Source organism: Microbacterium sp. CCNWLW134, assembly GCF_037083565.1.
In the GTDB taxonomy this organism is placed as follows: domain Bacteria; phylum Actinomycetota; class Actinomycetes; order Actinomycetales; family Microbacteriaceae; genus Microbacterium.
In genome coordinates, this window is the sequence record NZ_JBAOJU010000001.1 from 1,319,013 (window position 1) to 1,338,219 (window position 19,207).

Consider the following 19,207-nt stretch of genomic DNA (forward strand, 5'->3'; position numbering starts at 1 on the left):
ACCCATGCTTCGCGTGCTCACCGCCGGGGAATCCCACGGCCCCGAACTCGTCGCCATCATGGAGGGTCTTCCCGCCGGCGTCCCGGTCTCCCGCTCCGCCATCCAGGCCGACCTCGCCCGTCGGCGCCTCGGGTACGGGCGCGGTTCGCGGATGAAGTTCGAAGCCGACGCGCTCGAGATCTCCGCCGGAGTCCGTCACGGCTACAGCCTGGGCAGCCCCATCGCGCTGCGCATCGGCAACACCGAGTGGCCGAAGTGGACCGAGGTCATGAGCCCGGAGCCGGTGGAACTCACCGAGATGTCGCGCGGCCGCGGCGCCGCCCTCACCCGTCCGCGACCGGGTCACGCCGACCTCGTCGGTATGCAGAAGTACGGATTCGACGAGGCGCGTCCGATCCTCGAACGGGCCAGCGCCCGTGAGACCGCGGCGCGGGTGGCCCTAGGAGCCCTCGCTCGAGGGTTCCTCGCCGAGCTCGGCATCCAGCTCGTCAGCCACACGCTGTCGATCGGACCCGTGCGCACGCCCGACGACGCACCGCTGCCCACGCCCGAAGACCTCGAGATCCTCGACGCCGATCCGCTGCGGTGCTTCCACCCCGCAACGTCCGAGCGGATGGTCGCCGAGGTCGACGCCGCACGCAAAGACGGCGACACCCTCGGCGGCATCGTCGAGGTGCTCGCGTACGGACTGCCGCCGGGGCTCGGCTCGCACGTCCACTGGGACCGGCGCCTGGACGGCAAGCTCGCTCAAGCGCTGATGAGCATCCAGGCGATCAAGGGCGTCGAGGTCGGCGACGGCTTCGAGACCACCCGCCGCCGTGGATCCCTCGCGCATGACGAACTCTTCGCCGGCGAGGCCGGGATCACCCGCAGCACCGACCGTGCGGGAGGCACCGAGGGGGGAATGTCCACCGGCACCGTTCTGCGCGTGCGGGCCGGGATGAAACCCATCGCCACGGTCCCGCACGCCCTGCGCACGATCGACGTGGCCACGGGGGAGGCCGCCGCAGCGCACCACCAGCGGTCGGATGTCTGCGCGGTGCCGGCCGCCGGCGTCGTCGCCGAGGCCATGGTCGCCATCGTCCTCGCTGAGGTCGTGCTGGAGAAATTCGGCGGCGACAGCGTCGCCGAGACGCTCCGCAACCTCGAGAGCTACGTCGCCGGCATCCCCGACACCCTGCGCACGGTCGGCGAGAGCGATCCGACGATCGCCGCCCACGATGACCTCGCCGTCTGAGGCGATCGTCCTCATCGGCCCGATGGGGGCGGGCAAGACGAGCCTGGGCAAGCGGGTCGCCCGTCGCCTCGGCGTGCCCTTCACCGACACCGACGCCGGGGTCGTCCGCGAGCACGGCCCCATCGAGCGCATCTTCGCCGACCACGGAGAGGCGGAGTTCCGCCGGCTCGAGCGTGAGACCGTCGCCCGCGCTCTGCGAACAGGCGGCGTCGTCTCGCTCGGCGGGGGAGCGGTGCTCGACCCCGACACCCAGCGCGATCTCGAGAGGCACCGGGTGGTTCTCCTGACCGTCGCGCCGCGCGTCGTCGCCCATCGCCTGCGAGACACCGCACGGCCGCTGCTGCAGGACGAAGACCCCATGACCCGGTGGAATGCGATCCTCGCCGAACGCCTGCCCCTGTACCGACGACTCGCGGACGCGACGTTCGACACCTCGACCGGCCCGCTGCAGAAGGTGGTCGACGCCATCGTCGCGTGGGCCGAGTCCCCGCAGAAGGAGAGAGCATGACCGACGCCACGGTGATCACCGTCGCAGGTGCGGCACCCTACGACGTCACGGTCGGACGCGGGATCCTCCCGGGGCTGACCGACGCCCTCCCGGCCGACGCGCAGAAAGTGCTGATCGTGCATCCTCCGACCCTGTCTGCCCAGGCGGAGCAGCTGCGCGGGTCGATCGGAGGCGGACGGCAGGTGCTCCTGGCCGAGATCCCCGACGCCGAACAGGGCAAGCGCATTGAAGTCGCCGCCTTCTGCTGGCAGATCATGGGTCAGGCCGACTTCACCCGCACCGACGCGGTCATCGGATTCGGTGGAGGAGCCGTGACCGATTTGGCCGGTTTCGTCGCCGCGACGTGGCTCCGCGGCGTGCCGATCGTGCAGGTGCCGACCACGGTTCTCGGCATGGTCGACGCCGCTGTCGGCGGCAAGACCGGGGTGAACACCGCGGAGGGCAAGAATCTCGTCGGCGCGTTCTGGCCGCCGCGCGCGGTGCTGTGCGACCTCGACCTGCTCGCCACTCTCCCGCGCAACGAGGCCGTCGCGGGTTTCGCGGAGGTCGTCAAGGCCGGGTTCATCTGGTATCCCGAGATCCTCGACCTCGTCGAGGCGGACCCCGAGGGGGTGGTCGATCCGACGACATCCGGATTCCGACGCTCGATCGAACTGGCCATCGAGATGAAGGCACGGGTCGTGGGGGAGGATCTCCGCGAGGCGGGCCTGCGAGAAGTCCTCAACTACGGGCACACCCTCGGTCATGCGATCGAGCACGCCGAACGCTATCGCTGGCGTCACGGCGCGGCGATCTCGGTGGGCATGGTGTTCGCCGCGGAGCTGTCGCGCCTGGCAGGGCGCCTGTCGGATGACGCGGCGCAGCGTCACCGCGACATCCTCGGTGTACTGGGCCTTCCCGTCACCTACCGCGCGGGCGCCTGGCAGCAGCTGCTGGCGACGATGCAGCGCGACAAGAAGAGCCGCGGGGGGATGCTCCGCTTCATCGTCCTGGATGACATCGCCCGTCCCACGGTGCTGCAGGCTCCGGACGAGTCGCTCCTCTTCGCGGCGTATCAGGAGGTCGCGGGGTGAGGTCACCGGCGGAGGTGCGTCGGGTCCGTCTGCACGAGTGGGCAGAGATCCGCGACCTCCGCATGGCCGCCGTCAGCGATCCCGATGCGTCGCTGGCCTTCCTCACCACCGTCGAGCAGGAGCGGGAGCGTGACGATGCCGCGTGGCGCGATCGCGCCGCCGGCGCAGCCCTCGGTGACGACGCGGCTCAGTTCGTCGCCGTCGACGGCGGCTCCTGGGTCGGATCGGTCACTGTGCTGCTGCGCGAAGCGGGTGACCGCGATCACCTCGGACGCGGCGTCGAAGCGCCACGGGCCGATGTCGTCGGGGTCTTCATCGCCCCGGCGGCGCGCGGTGCGGGCCTTCTGGAACGACTGATCGAGGCCGCCGCCGTGTGGGCCGCCGAGCACGGCGCAGATGCCCTCACCCTCGACGTGCATCGCGACAATGCGCGCGCCCGAGCGGCCTACCGGCGGATCGGCTTCGTCCCGACGGGTGTCGAATTCACGAGCGTCATCGGTCCCGAGATCGAGATGCGCAAATCACTGGGGAGAACGACATGACCACGAGTCGACGCATCCTGCTGGTGAATGGACCGAACCTCAACCTTCTCGGTATCCGGGAGCCCGCGCTGTACGGCACGCAGACCCTCGCCGACGTCGAAGACCTCGTCATGCGGACGGCGGCGGAGCGGGGATTCGAGGTGCGGGCCGTCCAGAGCAACCACGAGGGTGTGCTCATCGACGCGATCCACGCGGCGCGAGAGGACTGCGCCGGCATCGTCATCAATCCCGGGGGGCTCACCCACACTTCGGTCGTGCTGCGCGATGCCCTCTCGGGCGTCGCGCTGCCGGTCGCCGAGATCCACATCTCCGACATCCGCACCCGCGAGCCGTTCCGCCACCATTCCTATGTCGCCGACGTCGCATCCGTCCACATCATGGGGGAGGGGATCGAGGGCTACCGCACCGCGACGCGCCTGCTGATCGACCTCCTCACCGGTCAGGCCGAGGGCTGAGGGCCGATCGTCACGTAGAATCGGTGGTCGGCCGCTCGGCCGCAACGCCTCCGGGGCACATCGCCCGCACTTCGAAGGATCCGATCAGCGCAATGGCATCGACCGCAGACATCAAGAACGGCGTCGTCCTCAACATCGACGGACAGCTCTGGAGCGTTGTGGAGTTCCAGCACGTCAAGCCCGGAAAGGGCGGAGCGTTCGTCCGCACCAAGCTCAAGAACGTCGTGACCGGCAAGGTCGTCGACCGCACCTACAACGCCGGCGCCAAGGTCGAGATCGAGAACGTCGACCGCCGTGACTTCACGTACCTGTACAACGACGGCGACAGCTTCGTCTTCATGGACATGAGCGACTACGACCAGGTCAACGTCCCGGCCGCCACCGTCGGCGACGCGAAGAACTTCCTGCTCGAGAACCAGCAGGTCACGATCGCGCTGAACAACGGCAACCCGCTTTACATCGATCTGCCGGCATCCGTCGTCTTGGAGATCACCTACACCGAGCCGGGGCTGCAGGGCGACCGCTCGTCGGCCGGCACTAAGTCCGCTACGGTCGAGACCGGCTACGAGATCCAGGTTCCGCTGTTCCTGGAGACCGGAACCAAGGTGAAGGTCGACACGCGAACCGGTGACTACCTCGGTCGTGTGAACTGAGCGAGGACGCCGCCCGATGAGTGCCCGCACGAAAGCACGCAAGCGCGCGCTCGACATCCTCTTCCAGGCTGACGTCCGCGGCGAAGACCTCGGAGTAATTCTGGCCGTCGAGGCCAAACGCGCCGCCAGTGAGCCCGCGCGTGAGGCATCGTGGCTGTACGCCCGCGAGATCGTCGACGGCATCATCGATCAGCGCGACGACATCGACGAGCAGATCACGACTTTCGCCAAAGACTGGTCGCTCGCGCGCATGCCCGCCGTGGATCGGGCCCTGCTGCGCATCGGTGCCTGGGAGATCCTCTACAACGACGCCGTCCCCGCTGCGGTCGCCATCGACGAGGCTGTCGAGCTCGCCAAGGAGTTCTCCACCGATGATTCGGGAGCGTTCGTCCATGGGGTCCTCGGCCGTATCTCCCGCGCGTCCTGACCGACCGGGAATCGGTACCGGCGTGCGCGCGATCAGGGGAGCATTCCTCGACTTCGTCGACGACCCCTGGCGACATGTCGGCGATGAGCAGGCAGCGACGCGCTTCTTCGCCGACGGGCTGCTCGTCGTCGATGACCGCGGGATCATCGTCGACTTCGGCCCGCACGACGAGGTTTCGGCCCGTCACCCCTCGATGGACGTCGTCGAGATCTCCGATCGCCTCATCCTTCCGGGCTTCATCGACGGGCATATCCACATTCCGCAGACCCGGATCCTGGGTTCCTACGGCGAGCAGCTTCTGCCCTGGCTGGAGAAGTGGGTGTTCCCGGAGGAGCGCCGGTATTTCGATCGGGAGTATGCAGAAGAAGGCGTGCGCCGATTCTTCGACACCCTCCTCGCCTCCGGCACCACGACCTGTCAGGCTTTCACCACGGCGCAGCCCGTCACCGCGGAGGTCGTCTTCGAAGAGGCCGCTCGCCGGAACATGCGCATCATCACCGGCATCACCGCCATCGATGTGAATGCCCCCGAGTGGTTCACCACCACCGCCGACGAGTTCTACGCCGCGGCGACGGAGCTGATCGACAGGTACCACGGCGTCGGTCGGAGCTCGTACGCCGTCACGCCGCGGTTCGCCTATGGCGCCTCGAAGGATCTGCTCGCCGCGTGCGGGCGGTTGAAGGCGGAGAACCCCGACGTGTGGGTGCACACGCACATCTCTGAGAACCCCTCCGAGATCCGAGGGGTCCTCCAGCTGCACGACGACTGCACGGACTACCTCGAGGTGTACGAGAAGTACGGGCTGGTGGGCCCCAAGTTCACCGGAGGACACGGTGTCTGGCTCACAGACGGCGAATTCCGCCGTCTGTCCGCGGCCGGGGCCGCCGTCACCTTCTGTCCGTGCTCCAACCTCTACCTCGGCAGCGGCCTGTTCCGCCTGGGACGGGCGACCGACCCCGAACATCGCGTCCTGCTGACCTTCGGCAGTGATGTGGGTGGCGGAAACCGTTTCAGCATGCTGAACGTCCTCGAGGACGCGTACAAGGTCGGGATGCTCAACAACACCCAGCTCGACGGCAGCATCGACCCCTCGCGTCAGGATGCGGCCGAAGCCGAACGCAACAGACTCTCTCCGTACCGTGCGTTCTACTCCGTGACCCTGGGTGGCGCGGAGGCGCTGCGGCTCGACGACAAGGTGGGCAACTTCGACATCGGCAAAGAGGCCGACTTCGTCGTCCTCGACGGGAGGGGCGGCCCGCCGGCCGTCCGCTGGCGAACCGGCGTCAGCGTCGGCGATGCCGCGCCGACCACCCTCGAGCACGCCGCCGACCTTCTCTTCGCGATCATGATGGTGGGTGACGACCGGGCCGTCGCCGAAACCTGGGTGATGGGCGAACGCGCGTACTCGCGGGACGCCGGCGACGTCGCCTGACCTGAGCAGGCGCCGCGCCGCCGCGCCGCGGTCACCCGCGCTCGGCGGATGCGGAGGCGGCCCGCGTAGAATCGCTCCGGTTCGAACGGAGGAGATGCATGCGGATCACAGGCCTCGGGCACGCCGGAATGTTCATCGAGACGCGCGGTGGCAGCATCCTCTGCGACCCCGTCATGGGACCGACCTTCTTCGGTTCCTGGTTCCCCTTCCCCGACAACAGGGGCCTGGACTGGGACCGCTTCGGCAAGGCCGACTTCCTCTACATCTCCCACCGGCACCGCGACCACTTCGACCCGGCGCTGCTCGAGCGCTACGTACCGAAGGACATCCGCGTCCTGCTGCCGGAGTACCCCACCGATGACCTCGAGCAGGACCTCCGGCGCCTCGGTTACGACAACATCGTCTTCACCCAGGCCGGCGTGCCGCTGGAATTCGGGCCGCTGAAGCTCATGGTCACCCCGCTGCGCGCACCGAGCGACGGCCCCATCGGAGATTCGTCCCTGTCCGTGGACGACGGCACCGCCAGCATCCTGAATCAGAACGATTCCCATCCGCTCGACCTGGAGAAGCTGTTGGCGTTCTCCAAGCCCGAGGCCTACTTCACCCAGGTCTCCGGTGCGATCTGGTGGCCGATGGTCTACGACCTCCCGCAGGATGCCAAGCAGAATTTCGCCCGGCTGAAGCGCGACGCCCAGAACAAGCGCGCGATGTACTACATCGAAAAGGTCGACGCTGAGCACGTGTTCCCCATGGCGGGTCCGCCGATGTTCCTGCGCGAAGCACTGTTCAAGTACAACGGCCAGGGGCTGGACGGCGACGCGATCTTCACCGATCAGCGGGAGTTCCTCCGGCACATGGCCGAGGTGCGCCCCGACCAGAAGGGCTACGAGTTCGTGCCCGGGACGGTCGTGGAGATGAACGACGGTGCGTTGACGGTCACCCAGACGCTCTACTCCGAGGCCGAGATCGATCGCATCTTCGACGACAAGTGGGCCTACCTCGCCGAGCAGCGCGACGCGCGGCAGGACGAGATCGCCGCGGAGGAGGCGACCCGCGCGCCCGTGCTCGCGCCGGACGAGATGCTCGCCGCCATCAAGGAGTGGTGGGAGCCGCTCCTGCGCCGCGCGCGCACGATCCGCAACGGCGTGGGCGGAAACGTACGCTTCCGCATCGGTGACCTCGACATGGTCGTCGACTTCCCGCGCGCGAAGGTGCGGGCGTACGACGGCGAGGAGTGCATCTACTGGTACACCATCCCTGCCGATCTCGTGTCGACCAACATCCGCGACCACGAGATCGACTGGTCGAACTCGATCTTCCTGTCGATGCAGTTCGAGGTCGGTCGCTCGGGCAAGTTCAACGAATTCCTCACGACGTTCTTGAAGTGCCTGTCACGGGATCGCATCGAGTACGTGGAGAACTGGTACGCCGAGCAGTCGGATGTCTCCGAAGACATCCGCCTGGCCGACTGGGTCGTGCAGCGGAGGTGCCCGCACCTGCGCGCCGATTTGTCGAAGACGGGCAAGGTCGAGGACGGTGTGCTCACCTGCAGTCTTCACGACTGGAAGTGGGACCTCACATCGGGCAAGTGCCTGACCTCCCAGGGTCATCCGATCCGCGCCAGCCAGGCGGACGAGTCCGCTGACCGCGCCGAGGCACCCGCGGCCTGACCCCGGAGTCTGCGCCCGGCGCCGAGGCGCCCGGCCGCCCTGCGCCCGCGCGCCGGCACCGTTCACCATCCGTTCGTTCGTCGAAGATGTACGCCGCAGAGGCGAAAACGTGTACATCTGCGACGAATGAACCGCTCGGGGAGCACGGCCTGGCCACCGCTCCGTGGTGCGTCGCTCCCGCCGCTCCCGCCGCGCGTCGCCGCCCCCGGCCGCGCGTCGCCGCCCCCGCCGCGCGCCGCTCCCGCCGCCGCGCGGCGACGCCCCGCCGCCGCCCCGCCGCCCCTGCCACGCCGTTCATCCGTCGAAGATGTACGACTCGAAGGGGCTTTTCCGGTCACTTTCGACGGATGAACCGGGGTTGTGGACAACGGGCGAGGTACGGATGGCGCGCCGGGCACCCTGGTCGGATGGATGCAGGTGCGCAGCGAGGGGTCTTCACCGTGGCCGACGCGCGGCGGCGGGGGAAGTCGCGCCGGTGGGTGGACCGAGCAGAGCTCGGAAGGCCGTTCCACGGAGTCCGGGCCGAACCCCGTGCGCACGATGACGCGGCGCATCCGTTCGCACGCCAGCGCGCCGCGATCGTCGAGGCAGCGTTGCAGTTCAGTGTCCGATTGAACGACGGCGGCTGCTTCAGCCACACCACAGCGGCGCTCCTGTGGGATCTGCCCCTGTCGCATCTGACGGACCCGCGTGTTCACGTCAGCACGCCCGGGCGTGCGCCACGGGCTGCCGGCACGATCGGGCACCAGGTTCGCCCCGACCTCGTCACGGTCGTGCGTCATCCGCGTTTCGGGGTGCCCGTCTCCGATCCGGCGACGACCTGGGCGATGCTCGCGCCGATGATCGACGCATACGGCCTGGTCGCCGTCGGTGATGCGATCGTGCGATCCCCGCGGGTGGCCGGGCCTTTCGGATACGTCATCCGTCCTGCCTTAGCCGACATGGCAGAACTCCGCCATGCCGCCACGATGGGCCGACGGCTCGGCGCGCAAGCCCTGCGCGCGGCGCTCGAGCGCATCCGTTCAGGAGTCGCGTCGCGCACCGAAACCTGGGCGCGGCTGCTGCTCGTCGACGCGGGACTTCCCGAGCCGGTAACCGATCACGACGTCTACGGCGCGGCGGGGGAGTTCCTCGGATGCGTCGACCTGGCGTACCCGGAGCTGCGGATCGCCATCGAGTACGAGGGCGACCAGCACCGGACCGACGCCGCGCAGTGGCAGCGTGACCTCGAGAAGCACGAACGGCTCACGGATGCGGGGTGGCGGGTCATCCGGGTCGCCCGCGATCAGCTCTTCCGATACCCGCTGCAGTACGTCGACCGCGTCCGCGTCGCGTTGAGCACGCGTCGCTGACGATCGGCGGGGCGCAGCACGTCGCATCCGCTCTTCATTCGTCGCAGATGTACGCCAGAAGGGCCCTTGCGTGTACATCTCCGACGGATGAACAGGCTTGGCCGGGGGAGCGGCGGTCGGAGGCGGGCGGGCGGCGGGAGTGGGGGAGCGGCGGTGGGGCGCGCGGGGGAACGGGGGCGGGTCCGGTAGGGTGGAGGATGGTAACCGGCAACCTTTAAATCCGTCCCGTGAGGCGGAGAAGGGAGCGGCGGATGACCGTGCGCACTGTGCTGCACGACGCCGACATCACTCGGGCGTTGACTCGGATCTCCCACGAGATCCTCGAGTCCAACAAGGGACCCGAGGGTCTGGTCATTCTCGGGATCCCCACGCGGGGCGTGCCCCTTGCAGAACGCATCGCCGCGTTCGTGACCGAGTTCGGCGGCGCTCGCGTTCCCGTCGGGGCGCTGGATGTCACGATGTACCGCGACGACCTCCACCGTCATCCGACGAGGGCGCCCCGCCCCACGCAGATTCCTGCGGGCGGCATCGACGGAGCGGTCGTCGTTCTGGTCGATGACGTGCTCTTCTCCGGCCGGAGCATCCGGGCGGCCCTCGACGCGCTCCAGGACATCGGTCGACCCGCCGCCGTGCGGTTGGCGACCCTCGTCGACCGCGGGCATCGCGAGTTGCCGATCCGCCCCGACTTCGTCGGCAAGAACCTTCCGAGCGCTCGTGAAGAGCGGGTGAACGTGCGTCTCCGCGAGATCGACGGCGAGGATTCGGTCTCGATCGAGGGGAGTGGAGCATGAGGCACCTGCTCGACACCAAGACCCTCGACCGGCAGACAGCGATCGGCATCCTCGACGTCGCCGAGGACATGGCCGACACCCAGCGCCGCGAGGTCAAGAAGCTCCCGACGCTGCGCGGCAAGACGGTGGTGAACCTCTTCTTCGAAGACTCCACCCGCACCCGCATCTCCTTCGAAGCGGCGGCCAAGCGCCTGTCGGCCGACGTCATCAACTTCTCGGCCAAAGGCTCGAGCGTGTCGAAGGGCGAGTCGCTCCAGGACACCGCGCAGACGCTGCAGGCGATGGGCGCCGACGCGGTCGTCATCCGCCACGGCGCCTCGGGCGCCCCGCGCACGCTTGCGACGAGCGGGTGGATCACCGCCGGAGTGGTCAACGCCGGTGACGGCACCCACGAACACCCCACTCAGGCCCTCCTCGACGCGTTCACGATCCGCAAGCGCCGCTTCGGCGACGGCAGTCGCGGCCGCGGCCTCGACGGCATCCGTGTGACGATCGTCGGCGACATCCTCCACTCTCGGGTCGCCCGCTCCAATGTCTGGCTGCTCACCGCGCTCGGTGCCGACATCACCCTCGTCGCTCCGCCGACGCTCATCCCCCAGGATGTCTCGGACTGGCCGGTCACGGTCCAGTACGACCTCGACCGCGCGATCGCCGACGGTCCGGACGCGGTGATGATGCTGCGGATCCAGCTCGAGCGGATGCGCGCGGCCTACTTCCCCACCGAGCGGGAGTATGCGCGGGTCTGGGGCCTGTCACGGCAACGGGTCGCGGCCCTTCCGCCCGATACGATGGTCTTGCACCCCGGCCCGATGAACAGAGGGCTGGAGATCGCCGCCGAAGCCGCGGATTCCGAGCGATCGACGGTGCTCGAGCAGGTGACCAACGGTGTGTCCGTGCGGATGGCCGTGCTGTACCTCCTGCTGGCCGGCGAGCGCGACGACGAGAGAGAGGACGGACGATGAGCGCCCCTCACCCCGTCACCCCGGCCCCCGTTCTGATCCGCGGCGCGGCGCCCCTCGCCGGAGCGCGTGTGGACATCCTCATCGAGCACGGTGCGATCTCCGAGATCGGCTCGGGCCTCAGCCGCGCGGGTGCCACGGTGATCGACGCCGAGGGGCTGATCGCCCTCCCGGGCCTGGTCGACCTCCACGCCCACCTGCGTGAGCCCGGGTTCGAGCACGCCGAGACGGTTCTGACCGGCTCGCGTGCGGCGGCTGCCGGCGGCTACACGACGGTCTTCGCGATGCCGAACACCTCGCCCGTGGCCGACACCGCGGGCGTCGTCGAGCAGGAGCTCGCGCTCGGTGAGGCCGCCGGCTACGTCACGGTGCAGCCGATCGGCGCCGTCACGGTCGGGCAGCGCGGCGAGAGCCTCGCCGAGCTGGGAGCGATGGCGCACTCCCGTGCGCGTGTCCGGGTGTTCAGCGACGACGGGTTCTGCGTCTGGGACCCCCTGATCATGCGCCGTGCGCTCGAATACGTGAAGGCGTTCGACGGCGTCATCGCCCAGCACGCGCAAGACCCGCGGCTCACCGAGGGCGCGCAGATGAACGAGGGCGCGGTCTCGGCGGAGCTCGGCCTCGCCGGCTGGCCCGCGGTCGCGGAGGAGTCGATCATCGCTCGCGACGTCCTCCTCGCCGAGCACGTCGGCTCTCGCCTGCACGTCTGCCACCTCTCCACCGCCGGGTCGGTCGACATCATCCGGTGGGCCAAGCGCCGCGGAGTGGCCGTGACCGCCGAGGTCACCCCGCACCACCTGCTGCTCACCGACGAGCTCGTCCGCGGCTACGACGCCCGGTTCAAAGTCAACCCGCCGCTTCGCCGTGACGAAGACGTGCGCGCGGTGCGGGAGGGCCTCGCGGACGGCACGATCGACATCGTGGCCACCGATCACGCCCCGCATCCCGCCGAGGCGAAGGCGTGCGAGTGGCAGGCTGCGGCCAACGGAATGGTCGGACTCGAGAGCGCGCTGCGGGTCGTGCATGAGGCGATGGTCGACACCGCGATGCTGGGGTGGCCCGACGTCGCCCGTGTGATGTCCGAGGCTCCCGCCCGTATCGGCCGCCTCGGCGGCGCCGGCACGCCGCTCGCCGCCGGACAGCCGGCGTCGCTGACCCTGTACGACCCTGCCGCGTCGCGGCCGTTCACCACGGCCGACCTGCGCGGTCGGAGCGAGAACTCACCGTACCTCGGCCGTGCCCTTCCGGGGGAGGTCCGCTGGACCTTCCATCGCGGGGTGGTCACCGTCGCCGACGGCGACGTGCTCGACGCCCCGGGGGTGCACGCATGACCCGCGAGGGTGCACTCATCGTCACCCTCGCCGGGGTCGTCGTCGTTCTCCTCCTCCTCGTCTGGGCGTGGCGCCGACGATCTCGTCGCGACGCGGGACTGACGGCGCCCGTGGGGACGCCCCCCGAGGGCGCCGCCGAGCTCGCCCGTTTCGGCGTGCTGTACGTCGCCACCACCCGCCACGACGAACCACTGGAGCGTCTCGCGATCCGCCACCTGGGCTTCCGCGCCCGCGGCGAGGTCACCGTGACCGACGGCGGCGTCGCGGTCGACCTCGACGGCGCCCCCGGGCTCTTCCTCGCCGGCGCCCGCCTCGCCGCCGTCGACCAGGCGACCGTCGCCATCGATCGTGTCGTCGAGTCGGGCGGCCTCACCCGCCTCGTCTGGCAGCTCGACGACGGAACTCCCGTCGACTCCTACTTCCGGCCGCAGGAAGCCTCCGCACAGGCCCTTGCGACCGCCATCCGACCGCTCGTTCCCCCGACTGGAGACGACACATGACCCGGCTCCCCACCACAGGCCTGACCACCACCGACCCCGCCGTCCTCGTCCTCGAGGACGGTACCCGTCACACCGGGCGCGCCTACGGCGCGCGGGGCACGACCCTCGGCGAGGTCGTCTTCTCCACCGGCATGACCGGCTACCAGGAGACCCTGACCGACCCGTCGTACGCCGGCCAGATCGTGCTGCAGACCGCCCCGCACATCGGCAACACCGGCATGAACTCGGAGGACGTCGAGTCGCGCCGCATCTGGGTGGCCGGCTACATCGTCCGCGACCCCGCGCGTGTGGTGTCGAACTGGCGCTCCGAGCAGTCGCTCGACGACGCCCTGGCCGCTGACGGGATCGTCGGCATCAGCGGGATCGACACGCGCGCCGTCACTCGGCACATCCGCGCCGCCGGCAGCATGCGCGGGGGGATCTTCTCGGGCGAAGCCGCCGGCTGGGACGCCGACGAACAGCTCCGCGTGGTGAAGGAGGCTCCGGAGATGACGGGGCAGAACCTCTCCTCGACGGTCTCGGTGACCGCCGCGGAGGTCACACCCGCGCGTGGCGAGCGCCTCGGCAACCTGGCGGTGCTCGACCTCGGCGTCAAGCAGGCCACGATCGAGAACCTCGCCGATCGGGGCTTCGACGTGCACGTCCTGCCGCAGGACGCCACGATCGCCGACATCCGCGCGATCGACCCCGTCGCGGTGTTCTACTCCAACGGACCCGGCGACCCGGCCGCGTCCGGCGCGCATGTCGAGCTGCTGCGCGCTGTGCTCGATGACCGCTTGCCCTTCTTCGGCATCTGCTTCGGAAATCAGCTGCTCGGCCGCGCCCTCGGTCTCGGCACCTACAAGCTGCCCTTCGGCCATCGCGGCATCAATCAGCCGGTGCTCGACAAGGTCACCGGGCGGGTCGAGATCACCGCCCACAACCACGGCTTCGCCGTCGACGCGCCGCTGGAGGGCTCTTTCGAGAGCCCGCAGGGGTACGGGCGGGTCGAGGTGAGCCACATCGGTTTGAACGACAACGTCGTCGAGGGGCTTCGCGCCCTCGACATCCCCGCCTTCTCGGTTCAGTACCACCCCGAGGCGGCGGCTGGTCCGCACGACGCCAACTATCTGTTCGACCGGTTCCGCGACATGGTGCGTGCGCATCGTGACGCCCGCTCCGGTGCCGGTGACACCCAGGAGAGCAACGACTGATGCCCAAGCGCGACGACATCCACAGCGTCCTCGTCATCGGGTCCGGCCCGATCGTCATCGGCCAGGCCGCCGAGTTCGACTACTCCGGAACCCAGGCGTGCCGGGTCCTGCGCGCCGAGGGGGTGCGGGTCATCCTCGTCAACCCCAATCCGGCGACGATCATGACCGATCCCGACTTCGCCGATGCGACCTACATCGAACCGATCACCGCAGACGTGCTCGAGACGATCATCGCCAAGGAGAAGCCCGACGCGATCCTGCCGACCCTCGGCGGCCAGACCGCGTTGAACGCCGCCATCTCGCTGCACGAGAGGGGCATCCTCGACAAGTACGGCGTCGAGCTGATCGGCGCCAAGGTCGATGCCATCCGGAAGGGCGAGGACCGACAGGTCTTCAAGGAGCTCGTCATCGAAGCGGGCGCGGATGTCGCGGCCAGCCGCATCTGCCACACGATGGACGAGGTGCTCGCCGGGGCCGCCGAACTCGGCTACCCCCTCGTCGTGCGTCCGTCGTTCACGATGGGCGGCCTCGGGTCCGGCTTCGCCTTCGACGAGGCCGACCTCCGCCGCATCGCGGGTGCGGGCCTCCACGACTCGCCCACCCACGAGGTGCTCCTGGAGGAGTCGATCCTCGGGTGGAAGGAGTACGAGCTCGAGCTCATGCGCGACACCGCCGACAACACCGTCGTGGTCTGCACCATCGAGAACGTCGACCCGGTCGGGGTGCACACGGGGGATTCGATCACCGTCGCGCCGTCGCTCACGCTCACCGACCGCGAGTACCAGAAGCTCCGCGACATCGGCATCGACATCATCCGCGCCGTGGGGGTGGACACCGGCGGCTGCAACATCCAGTTCGCCGTCAATCCCGACGACGGCAGGATCATCGTGATCGAGATGAACCCGCGGGTGTCGCGCTCCTCGGCGTTGGCCTCCAAGGCCACGGGGTTCCCGATCGCGAAGATCGCCGCCAAGCTCGCCATCGGCTACCGCCTGGACGAGATTCCCAATGACATCACCCGGGTGACGCCGGCGAGCTTCGAGCCGACGCTCGACTACGTCGTGGTGAAGGTCCCCCGCTTCAACTTCGAGAAGTTCCCCGCCGCCGACACCACGCTGACCACGACCATGAAGTCGGTGGGCGAGGCGATGGCCATCGGCCGCAACTTCACCACCGCCCTGCAGAAGGCGCTGCGGTCGCTGGAGAAGCGCGGGTCGAGCTTCCACTGGGGCGAGGAGTCCCGTTCGGTGGAGGAGCTGCTCGAGGTCGCGAAGACCCCGACCGACGGACGCATCGTGGTCCTCCAGCAGGCGCTGCGCCTGGGCGCCACCCCTGAGCAGGCCTTCGACGCCACGGCGATCGATCCGTGGTTCCTCGATCAGATCGTGCTCATCAACGAGGTGGCCGATGCCATTCGCGATGCCGAGCAGCTGGATGACGCGACCCTGCGTCTGGCGAAGGATCACGGCTTCAGCGACGTGCAGATCGCGCAGCTGCGCGGCATCTCCGAGGCCGAGGCGCGGGCGGTGCGCCACGGACTCGGGATCCGCCCGGTGTACAAGACCGTCGACACCTGCGCGGGGGAGTTCCCGGCGCTGACGCCGTACCACTACTCCAGCTACGACAGCGAGACCGAGATCGCCGCATCGGAGCGCACCAAGGTGGTCATCATCGGCTCGGGCCCCAACCGCATCGGCCAGGGTGTGGAGTTCGACTACTCCTGCGTCCACGCCTCGTTCGCCCTCGCCGACGCCGGCTTCGAGACCATCATGGTCAACTGCAACCCCGAGACCGTGTCGACCGACTACGACACCTCCGACCGGCTGTACTTCGAGCCGCTGACGCTGGAGGACGTGCTGGAGGTCCTGCACGCCGAGTCGCAGTCGGGCGAGATCCTCGGCGTCATCTGCCAGCTGGGCGGCCAGACGCCGCTCGGTCTCGCGCAGGGGATCGAGGATGCCGGCTACCGGATCCTCGGCACGAGTCCCGCCGCGATCGAGCTCGCCGAGGAGCGGGAGCTGTTCTCGCGCCTCCTCGACGACGCCGGTCTGATCGCGCCGCGCAACGGCACCGCGACCGACGTCGATCAGGCCGTGACGATCGCCGAGGAGATCGGGTACCCGGTGCTCGTCCGCCCGAGCTTCGTGCTCGGCGGCCGCGGCATGGAGATCGTGTACGACACCCCAAGCCTGCGCGACTACTTCGTGCGCATCGCCGATCAGGCGATCATCGGTCCGGGGATGCCGCTTCTGGTCGACCGGTTCCTCGACGACGCGATCGAGATCGACGTCGACGCCCTCTACGACGGCGATCGGCTCTACATCGGCGGAATCATGGAGCACCTCGAGGAGGCCGGCATCCACTCCGGCGACTCCAGCTGCGCCCTGCCGCCGATGTCGCTCGGTCGCAGCGACATCGACAGGGTGCGCGAGGCGACGCTCGCGATCGCACACCGCGTGGGGGTGCGGGGGCTCCTGAACGTGCAGTTCGCGATCAGCGCCGGTGTGCTCTACGTCATCGAGGCCAATCCCCGCGCGAGCCGCACGGTGCCGTTCGTCTCCAAGGCCCTCGGGATTCCGCTCGCCAAGGCCGCGAGCCGCATCATGGCGGGTTCGACGGTGGCCGAGCTCGTGACCGAGGGAATGCTCCCCGAGGCCGACGGCTCGCGCGTGCCGCTGGGAGCGCCCGTCGCCGTGAAGGAGGCGGTGCTGCCGTTCAAGCGGTTCCGCACCCGCGACGGTCAGATCGTCGACTCGGTGCTCGGGCCCGAGATGCGCTCCACCGGTGAAGTGATGGGCATCGATCGCGACTTCCCGACCGCGTTCGCCAAGAGTCAAGAGGCCGCATACGGCGGGATGCCGCTGACGGGCACCGTCTTCATCTCGGTCGCCGACGGCGACAAGCGTGCCGTGATCCTTCCCGCCCATCGTCTCCAGGAGCTCGGGTTCGACCTCGTGGCCACCGAGGGGACCGCGGAGATCCTCGGGCGCAACGGCATCCAGGTGCGAGTGGTGAACAAGTACTCCGCGACGCAGGCGACGGGAGAGACGAACATCGTCGACCTCATCAACGCCGGCGACATCGACATCGTCGTGAACACCCCGAGCGGCGGGCTTGCGCGTGCCGACGGATACGAGATCCGCGCGGCGGCGGTCGCGGCCGACAAGGCCCTGTTCACCACGATGGCCGTGCTCGGTGCCGCCGTGAGCGCCCTCCCGGTGCTGCGTGAGGGATTCGCGGTGCGGAGCCTGCAGGAGTACGCCGCCGATCGGGCGGAGGCCCGGTGACCGGTTTCGCCGAACGGCTGCGCGCAGCCCTCGACACCCACGGGCCCCTCTGCGTCGGGATCGACCCCCACGCGCACCTCCTCGCCGAGTGGGGCCTCGATGACACCGCCGCCGGGGTTCGGGACTTCGGGCTGCGGACAGTCGACGCGGCGGCTGGACGCGTCGGCGTGGTGAAGCCCCAAGTGGCCTTCTTCGAGAGGTTCGGGGCTGCCGGCTTCGCCGCGCTGGAGGAGACGCTCGCCGCCGCACGTGCGGCGGGGCTCATCGTCATCGCCGACGCCAAGCGGGGCGACATCGGCAGCACGATGGCCGCGTATGCGGCCGCGTGGCTGCACCCCGGCTCACCATTGGAAGCCGACGCGCTCACCGTCAGTCCCTACCTCGGACCCGATTCGCTCCGCGAGACCCTCACCGGCGCTGTCCGCGCGGGCAAGGGCGTTTTCGTCCTGGCGGGCACCAGCAACCCCGAAGCGACGTCGTTGCAGACCGCGCACCCCGTGGATGTGGCGACGGATGACGGCCAGACCGTCGCCGCCCGGGTCGCGCGCGACGTCACGTGGGTGAACGGCTCGGCCGCCTTCACCGGCGGCCTCGGTCCGATCGGACTCGTCGTGGGCGCGACGGTGGACCGCTGGGAACTCGGGCTCACCGACGACCTGCTCCGCGGTGCGCCGATCCTCGCGCCCGGTTTCGGAGCGCAGGGCGCCGAGCCCGCCGACTTAACACGCCTGTTCGGCGCGCTCTCGCACAACGTGCTCGCCAGCGAGAGCCGCAGCATCCTCTCCGCTGGACCGACGGATCTCGCCGCCCGGATCGACGAGCGGCAGGCTCTGTACCGGGAGGAACAGTCGTGACATCGTCCCGTCGCCCGCCCGAGGTCGATCGCCGCGCCGCGTCTGAGCGGGCCGTCGCTGCGCGACGCGCCCGCGCCGCGCTCAAGCGCGACCTGGCCACCCGCGTCATCTCACCCCAGGAGCTCACGCGTCGTGCCTTCGCCGCGCCGGACTCGCCTGCCGGAACGTTGCGCGTCACCGAGTTCCTCACCGCACTGCCGGCGATCGGGGAAGGCAAGCGCGACCGGATCCTCGAGTCCCTCGCCATCTCGCCGGTCAAGCGGCTCGGCGGGCTCGGCGCGCGCCAGCGCCGCGATCTGATGGCCTTCCTCGACGAGCGGTGGCCCGAGCCCGAGCCGCGGACGGGACGGAGTCGTCTGATCGTGCTGGCCGGACCGACGGCGGTGGGGAAGGGGACGGTCGCGACGCACATCAAGACGCATCACCCCGAGATCCTGCTCTCCGTCTCCGCGACGACGCGCGCACCGCGACCGGGGGAGCGCGACGGCGAGCACTACTACTTCGTCGACGACGTCGAGTTCGACAGACTCATCGCCGAAGGCCAGCTCCTCGAGTGGGCGACGGTGCACAACTCCCACAGGTACGGCACCCCCCGCCGGCCGATCGAGGAGGCGCTTGCGGCGGGGCGCACGGTGCTGCTCGAGATCGATCTGCAGGGCGCCCGGCAGGTGAGGGCGGCCGAGCCGTCGGCGACGCTGGTCTTCCTCCTCCCGCCCAGCTGGGACGAGCTGGTGAACCGGCTGGTGGGGCGCGGCACCGAGGGTGCGGAGGAGCGGGCGCGCCGGCTGCGGACGGCGCGGGTGGAGCTGGCGGCGCAGTCGGAGTTCGATTACCACGTGGTCAACGACGACGTCGCACGGGCGGCGGCGGAGGTCGTCTCGCTCGCCGCGCGCTGACCTCGCGGACGCGGACGTTTCAGAACGTTACGCCCGATGTGTCATCG

18 protein-coding genes are annotated in these 19,207 nt (G+C 69.5%); all 18 read left to right on the forward strand.

Translation table 11 applies throughout. The annotated features are described in order from the left end of the window. Positions 1-4 precede the first annotated feature (4 nt). A complete protein-coding gene (aroC, locus tag V6S02_RS06260; protein ID WP_336400234.1) occupies positions 5-1,237 on the forward strand; it encodes a chorismate synthase in 1,233 nt (410 codons plus the stop codon). After that, positions 1,221-1,745, forward strand: coding sequence for a shikimate kinase (locus V6S02_RS06265; protein WP_336400235.1), 525 nt, complete (start codon positions 1,221-1,223; stop codon positions 1,743-1,745). The genes aroC and V6S02_RS06265 overlap by 17 nt, the downstream gene beginning before the upstream one ends. Then, positions 1,742-2,818 (forward strand): 3-dehydroquinate synthase, encoded by a 1,077-nt coding sequence (gene aroB, locus V6S02_RS06270; protein ID WP_124293203.1) that lies wholly within the window; start codon positions 1,742-1,744, stop codon positions 2,816-2,818. The genes V6S02_RS06265 and aroB overlap by 4 nt, the downstream gene beginning before the upstream one ends. After that, positions 2,815-3,360: a GNAT family N-acetyltransferase gene (locus V6S02_RS06275; RefSeq protein WP_124293204.1), complete on the forward strand. Its 546-nt coding sequence runs from the start codon at positions 2,815-2,817 to the stop codon at positions 3,358-3,360. Before aroB ends, V6S02_RS06275 begins: the two co-directional genes overlap by 4 nt. Beyond that, a complete protein-coding gene (gene aroQ / locus V6S02_RS06280) occupies positions 3,357-3,815 on the forward strand; it encodes a type II 3-dehydroquinate dehydratase (RefSeq protein ID WP_336400236.1) in 459 nt (152 codons plus the stop codon). Before V6S02_RS06275 ends, aroQ begins: the two co-directional genes overlap by 4 nt. Before the next feature lie 92 nt (positions 3,816-3,907). Further along, positions 3,908-4,468 (forward strand): elongation factor P, encoded by a 561-nt coding sequence (efp, locus tag V6S02_RS06285; protein ID WP_124293206.1) that lies wholly within the window; start codon positions 3,908-3,910, stop codon positions 4,466-4,468. Between the two features lie 16 nt (positions 4,469-4,484). Then, positions 4,485-4,895 carry a transcription antitermination factor NusB gene (gene nusB, locus V6S02_RS06290; RefSeq protein WP_124293207.1) on the forward strand — a complete coding sequence of 137 codons (411 nt, stop codon included), beginning with the start codon at positions 4,485-4,487 and terminating at the stop codon, positions 4,893-4,895. A 22-nt stretch (positions 4,896-4,917) separates the two neighbouring features. Then, positions 4,918-6,327, forward strand: a complete 1,410-nt coding sequence (guaD, locus tag V6S02_RS06295) for a guanine deaminase (RefSeq protein WP_336400237.1) — start codon at positions 4,918-4,920, stop codon at positions 6,325-6,327. 98 nt (positions 6,328-6,425) lie between these two features. Further along, positions 6,426-7,997, forward strand: coding sequence for a Rieske 2Fe-2S domain-containing protein (locus V6S02_RS06300; protein WP_124293209.1), 1,572 nt, complete (start codon positions 6,426-6,428; stop codon positions 7,995-7,997). A gap of 407 nt (positions 7,998-8,404) precedes the next feature. Further along, positions 8,405-9,349 (forward strand): DUF559 domain-containing protein, encoded by a 945-nt coding sequence (locus V6S02_RS06305; protein ID WP_336400238.1) that lies wholly within the window; start codon positions 8,405-8,407, stop codon positions 9,347-9,349. 251 nt (positions 9,350-9,600) lie between these two features. After that, complete coding sequence (gene pyrR / locus V6S02_RS06310) at positions 9,601-10,140, forward strand: bifunctional pyr operon transcriptional regulator/uracil phosphoribosyltransferase PyrR (RefSeq protein ID WP_124293211.1); 540 nt, start codon at positions 9,601-9,603, stop codon at positions 10,138-10,140. Beyond that, positions 10,137-11,102: an aspartate carbamoyltransferase catalytic subunit gene (locus tag V6S02_RS06315; protein ID WP_124293212.1), complete on the forward strand. Its 966-nt coding sequence runs from the start codon at positions 10,137-10,139 to the stop codon at positions 11,100-11,102. Before pyrR ends, V6S02_RS06315 begins: the two co-directional genes overlap by 4 nt. Beyond that, positions 11,099-12,430: a dihydroorotase gene (locus V6S02_RS06320; RefSeq protein WP_336400239.1), complete on the forward strand. Its 1,332-nt coding sequence runs from the start codon at positions 11,099-11,101 to the stop codon at positions 12,428-12,430. The genes V6S02_RS06315 and V6S02_RS06320 overlap by 4 nt, the downstream gene beginning before the upstream one ends. Further along, positions 12,427-12,930, forward strand: coding sequence for a PH-like domain-containing protein (locus V6S02_RS06325; RefSeq protein WP_336400240.1), 504 nt, complete (start codon positions 12,427-12,429; stop codon positions 12,928-12,930). Before V6S02_RS06320 ends, V6S02_RS06325 begins: the two co-directional genes overlap by 4 nt. After that, positions 12,927-14,123: a glutamine-hydrolyzing carbamoyl-phosphate synthase small subunit gene (gene carA, locus V6S02_RS06330; RefSeq protein WP_336400241.1), complete on the forward strand. Its 1,197-nt coding sequence runs from the start codon at positions 12,927-12,929 to the stop codon at positions 14,121-14,123. Before V6S02_RS06325 ends, carA begins: the two co-directional genes overlap by 4 nt. Further along, on the forward strand, positions 14,123-17,410 hold the full coding sequence (gene carB / locus V6S02_RS06335) for a carbamoyl-phosphate synthase large subunit (RefSeq protein WP_336400242.1): 3,288 nt from the start codon (positions 14,123-14,125) through the stop codon (positions 17,408-17,410). Before carA ends, carB begins: the two co-directional genes overlap by 1 nt. After that, on the forward strand, positions 17,407-18,264 hold the full coding sequence (gene pyrF / locus V6S02_RS06340; RefSeq protein WP_336400243.1) for an orotidine-5'-phosphate decarboxylase: 858 nt from the start codon (positions 17,407-17,409) through the stop codon (positions 18,262-18,264). The genes carB and pyrF overlap by 4 nt, the downstream gene beginning before the upstream one ends. Then, positions 18,261-19,160: a guanylate kinase gene (gene gmk, locus V6S02_RS06345; protein ID WP_336400244.1), complete on the forward strand. Its 900-nt coding sequence runs from the start codon at positions 18,261-18,263 to the stop codon at positions 19,158-19,160. Before pyrF ends, gmk begins: the two co-directional genes overlap by 4 nt. Positions 19,161-19,207 lie beyond the last annotated feature (47 nt).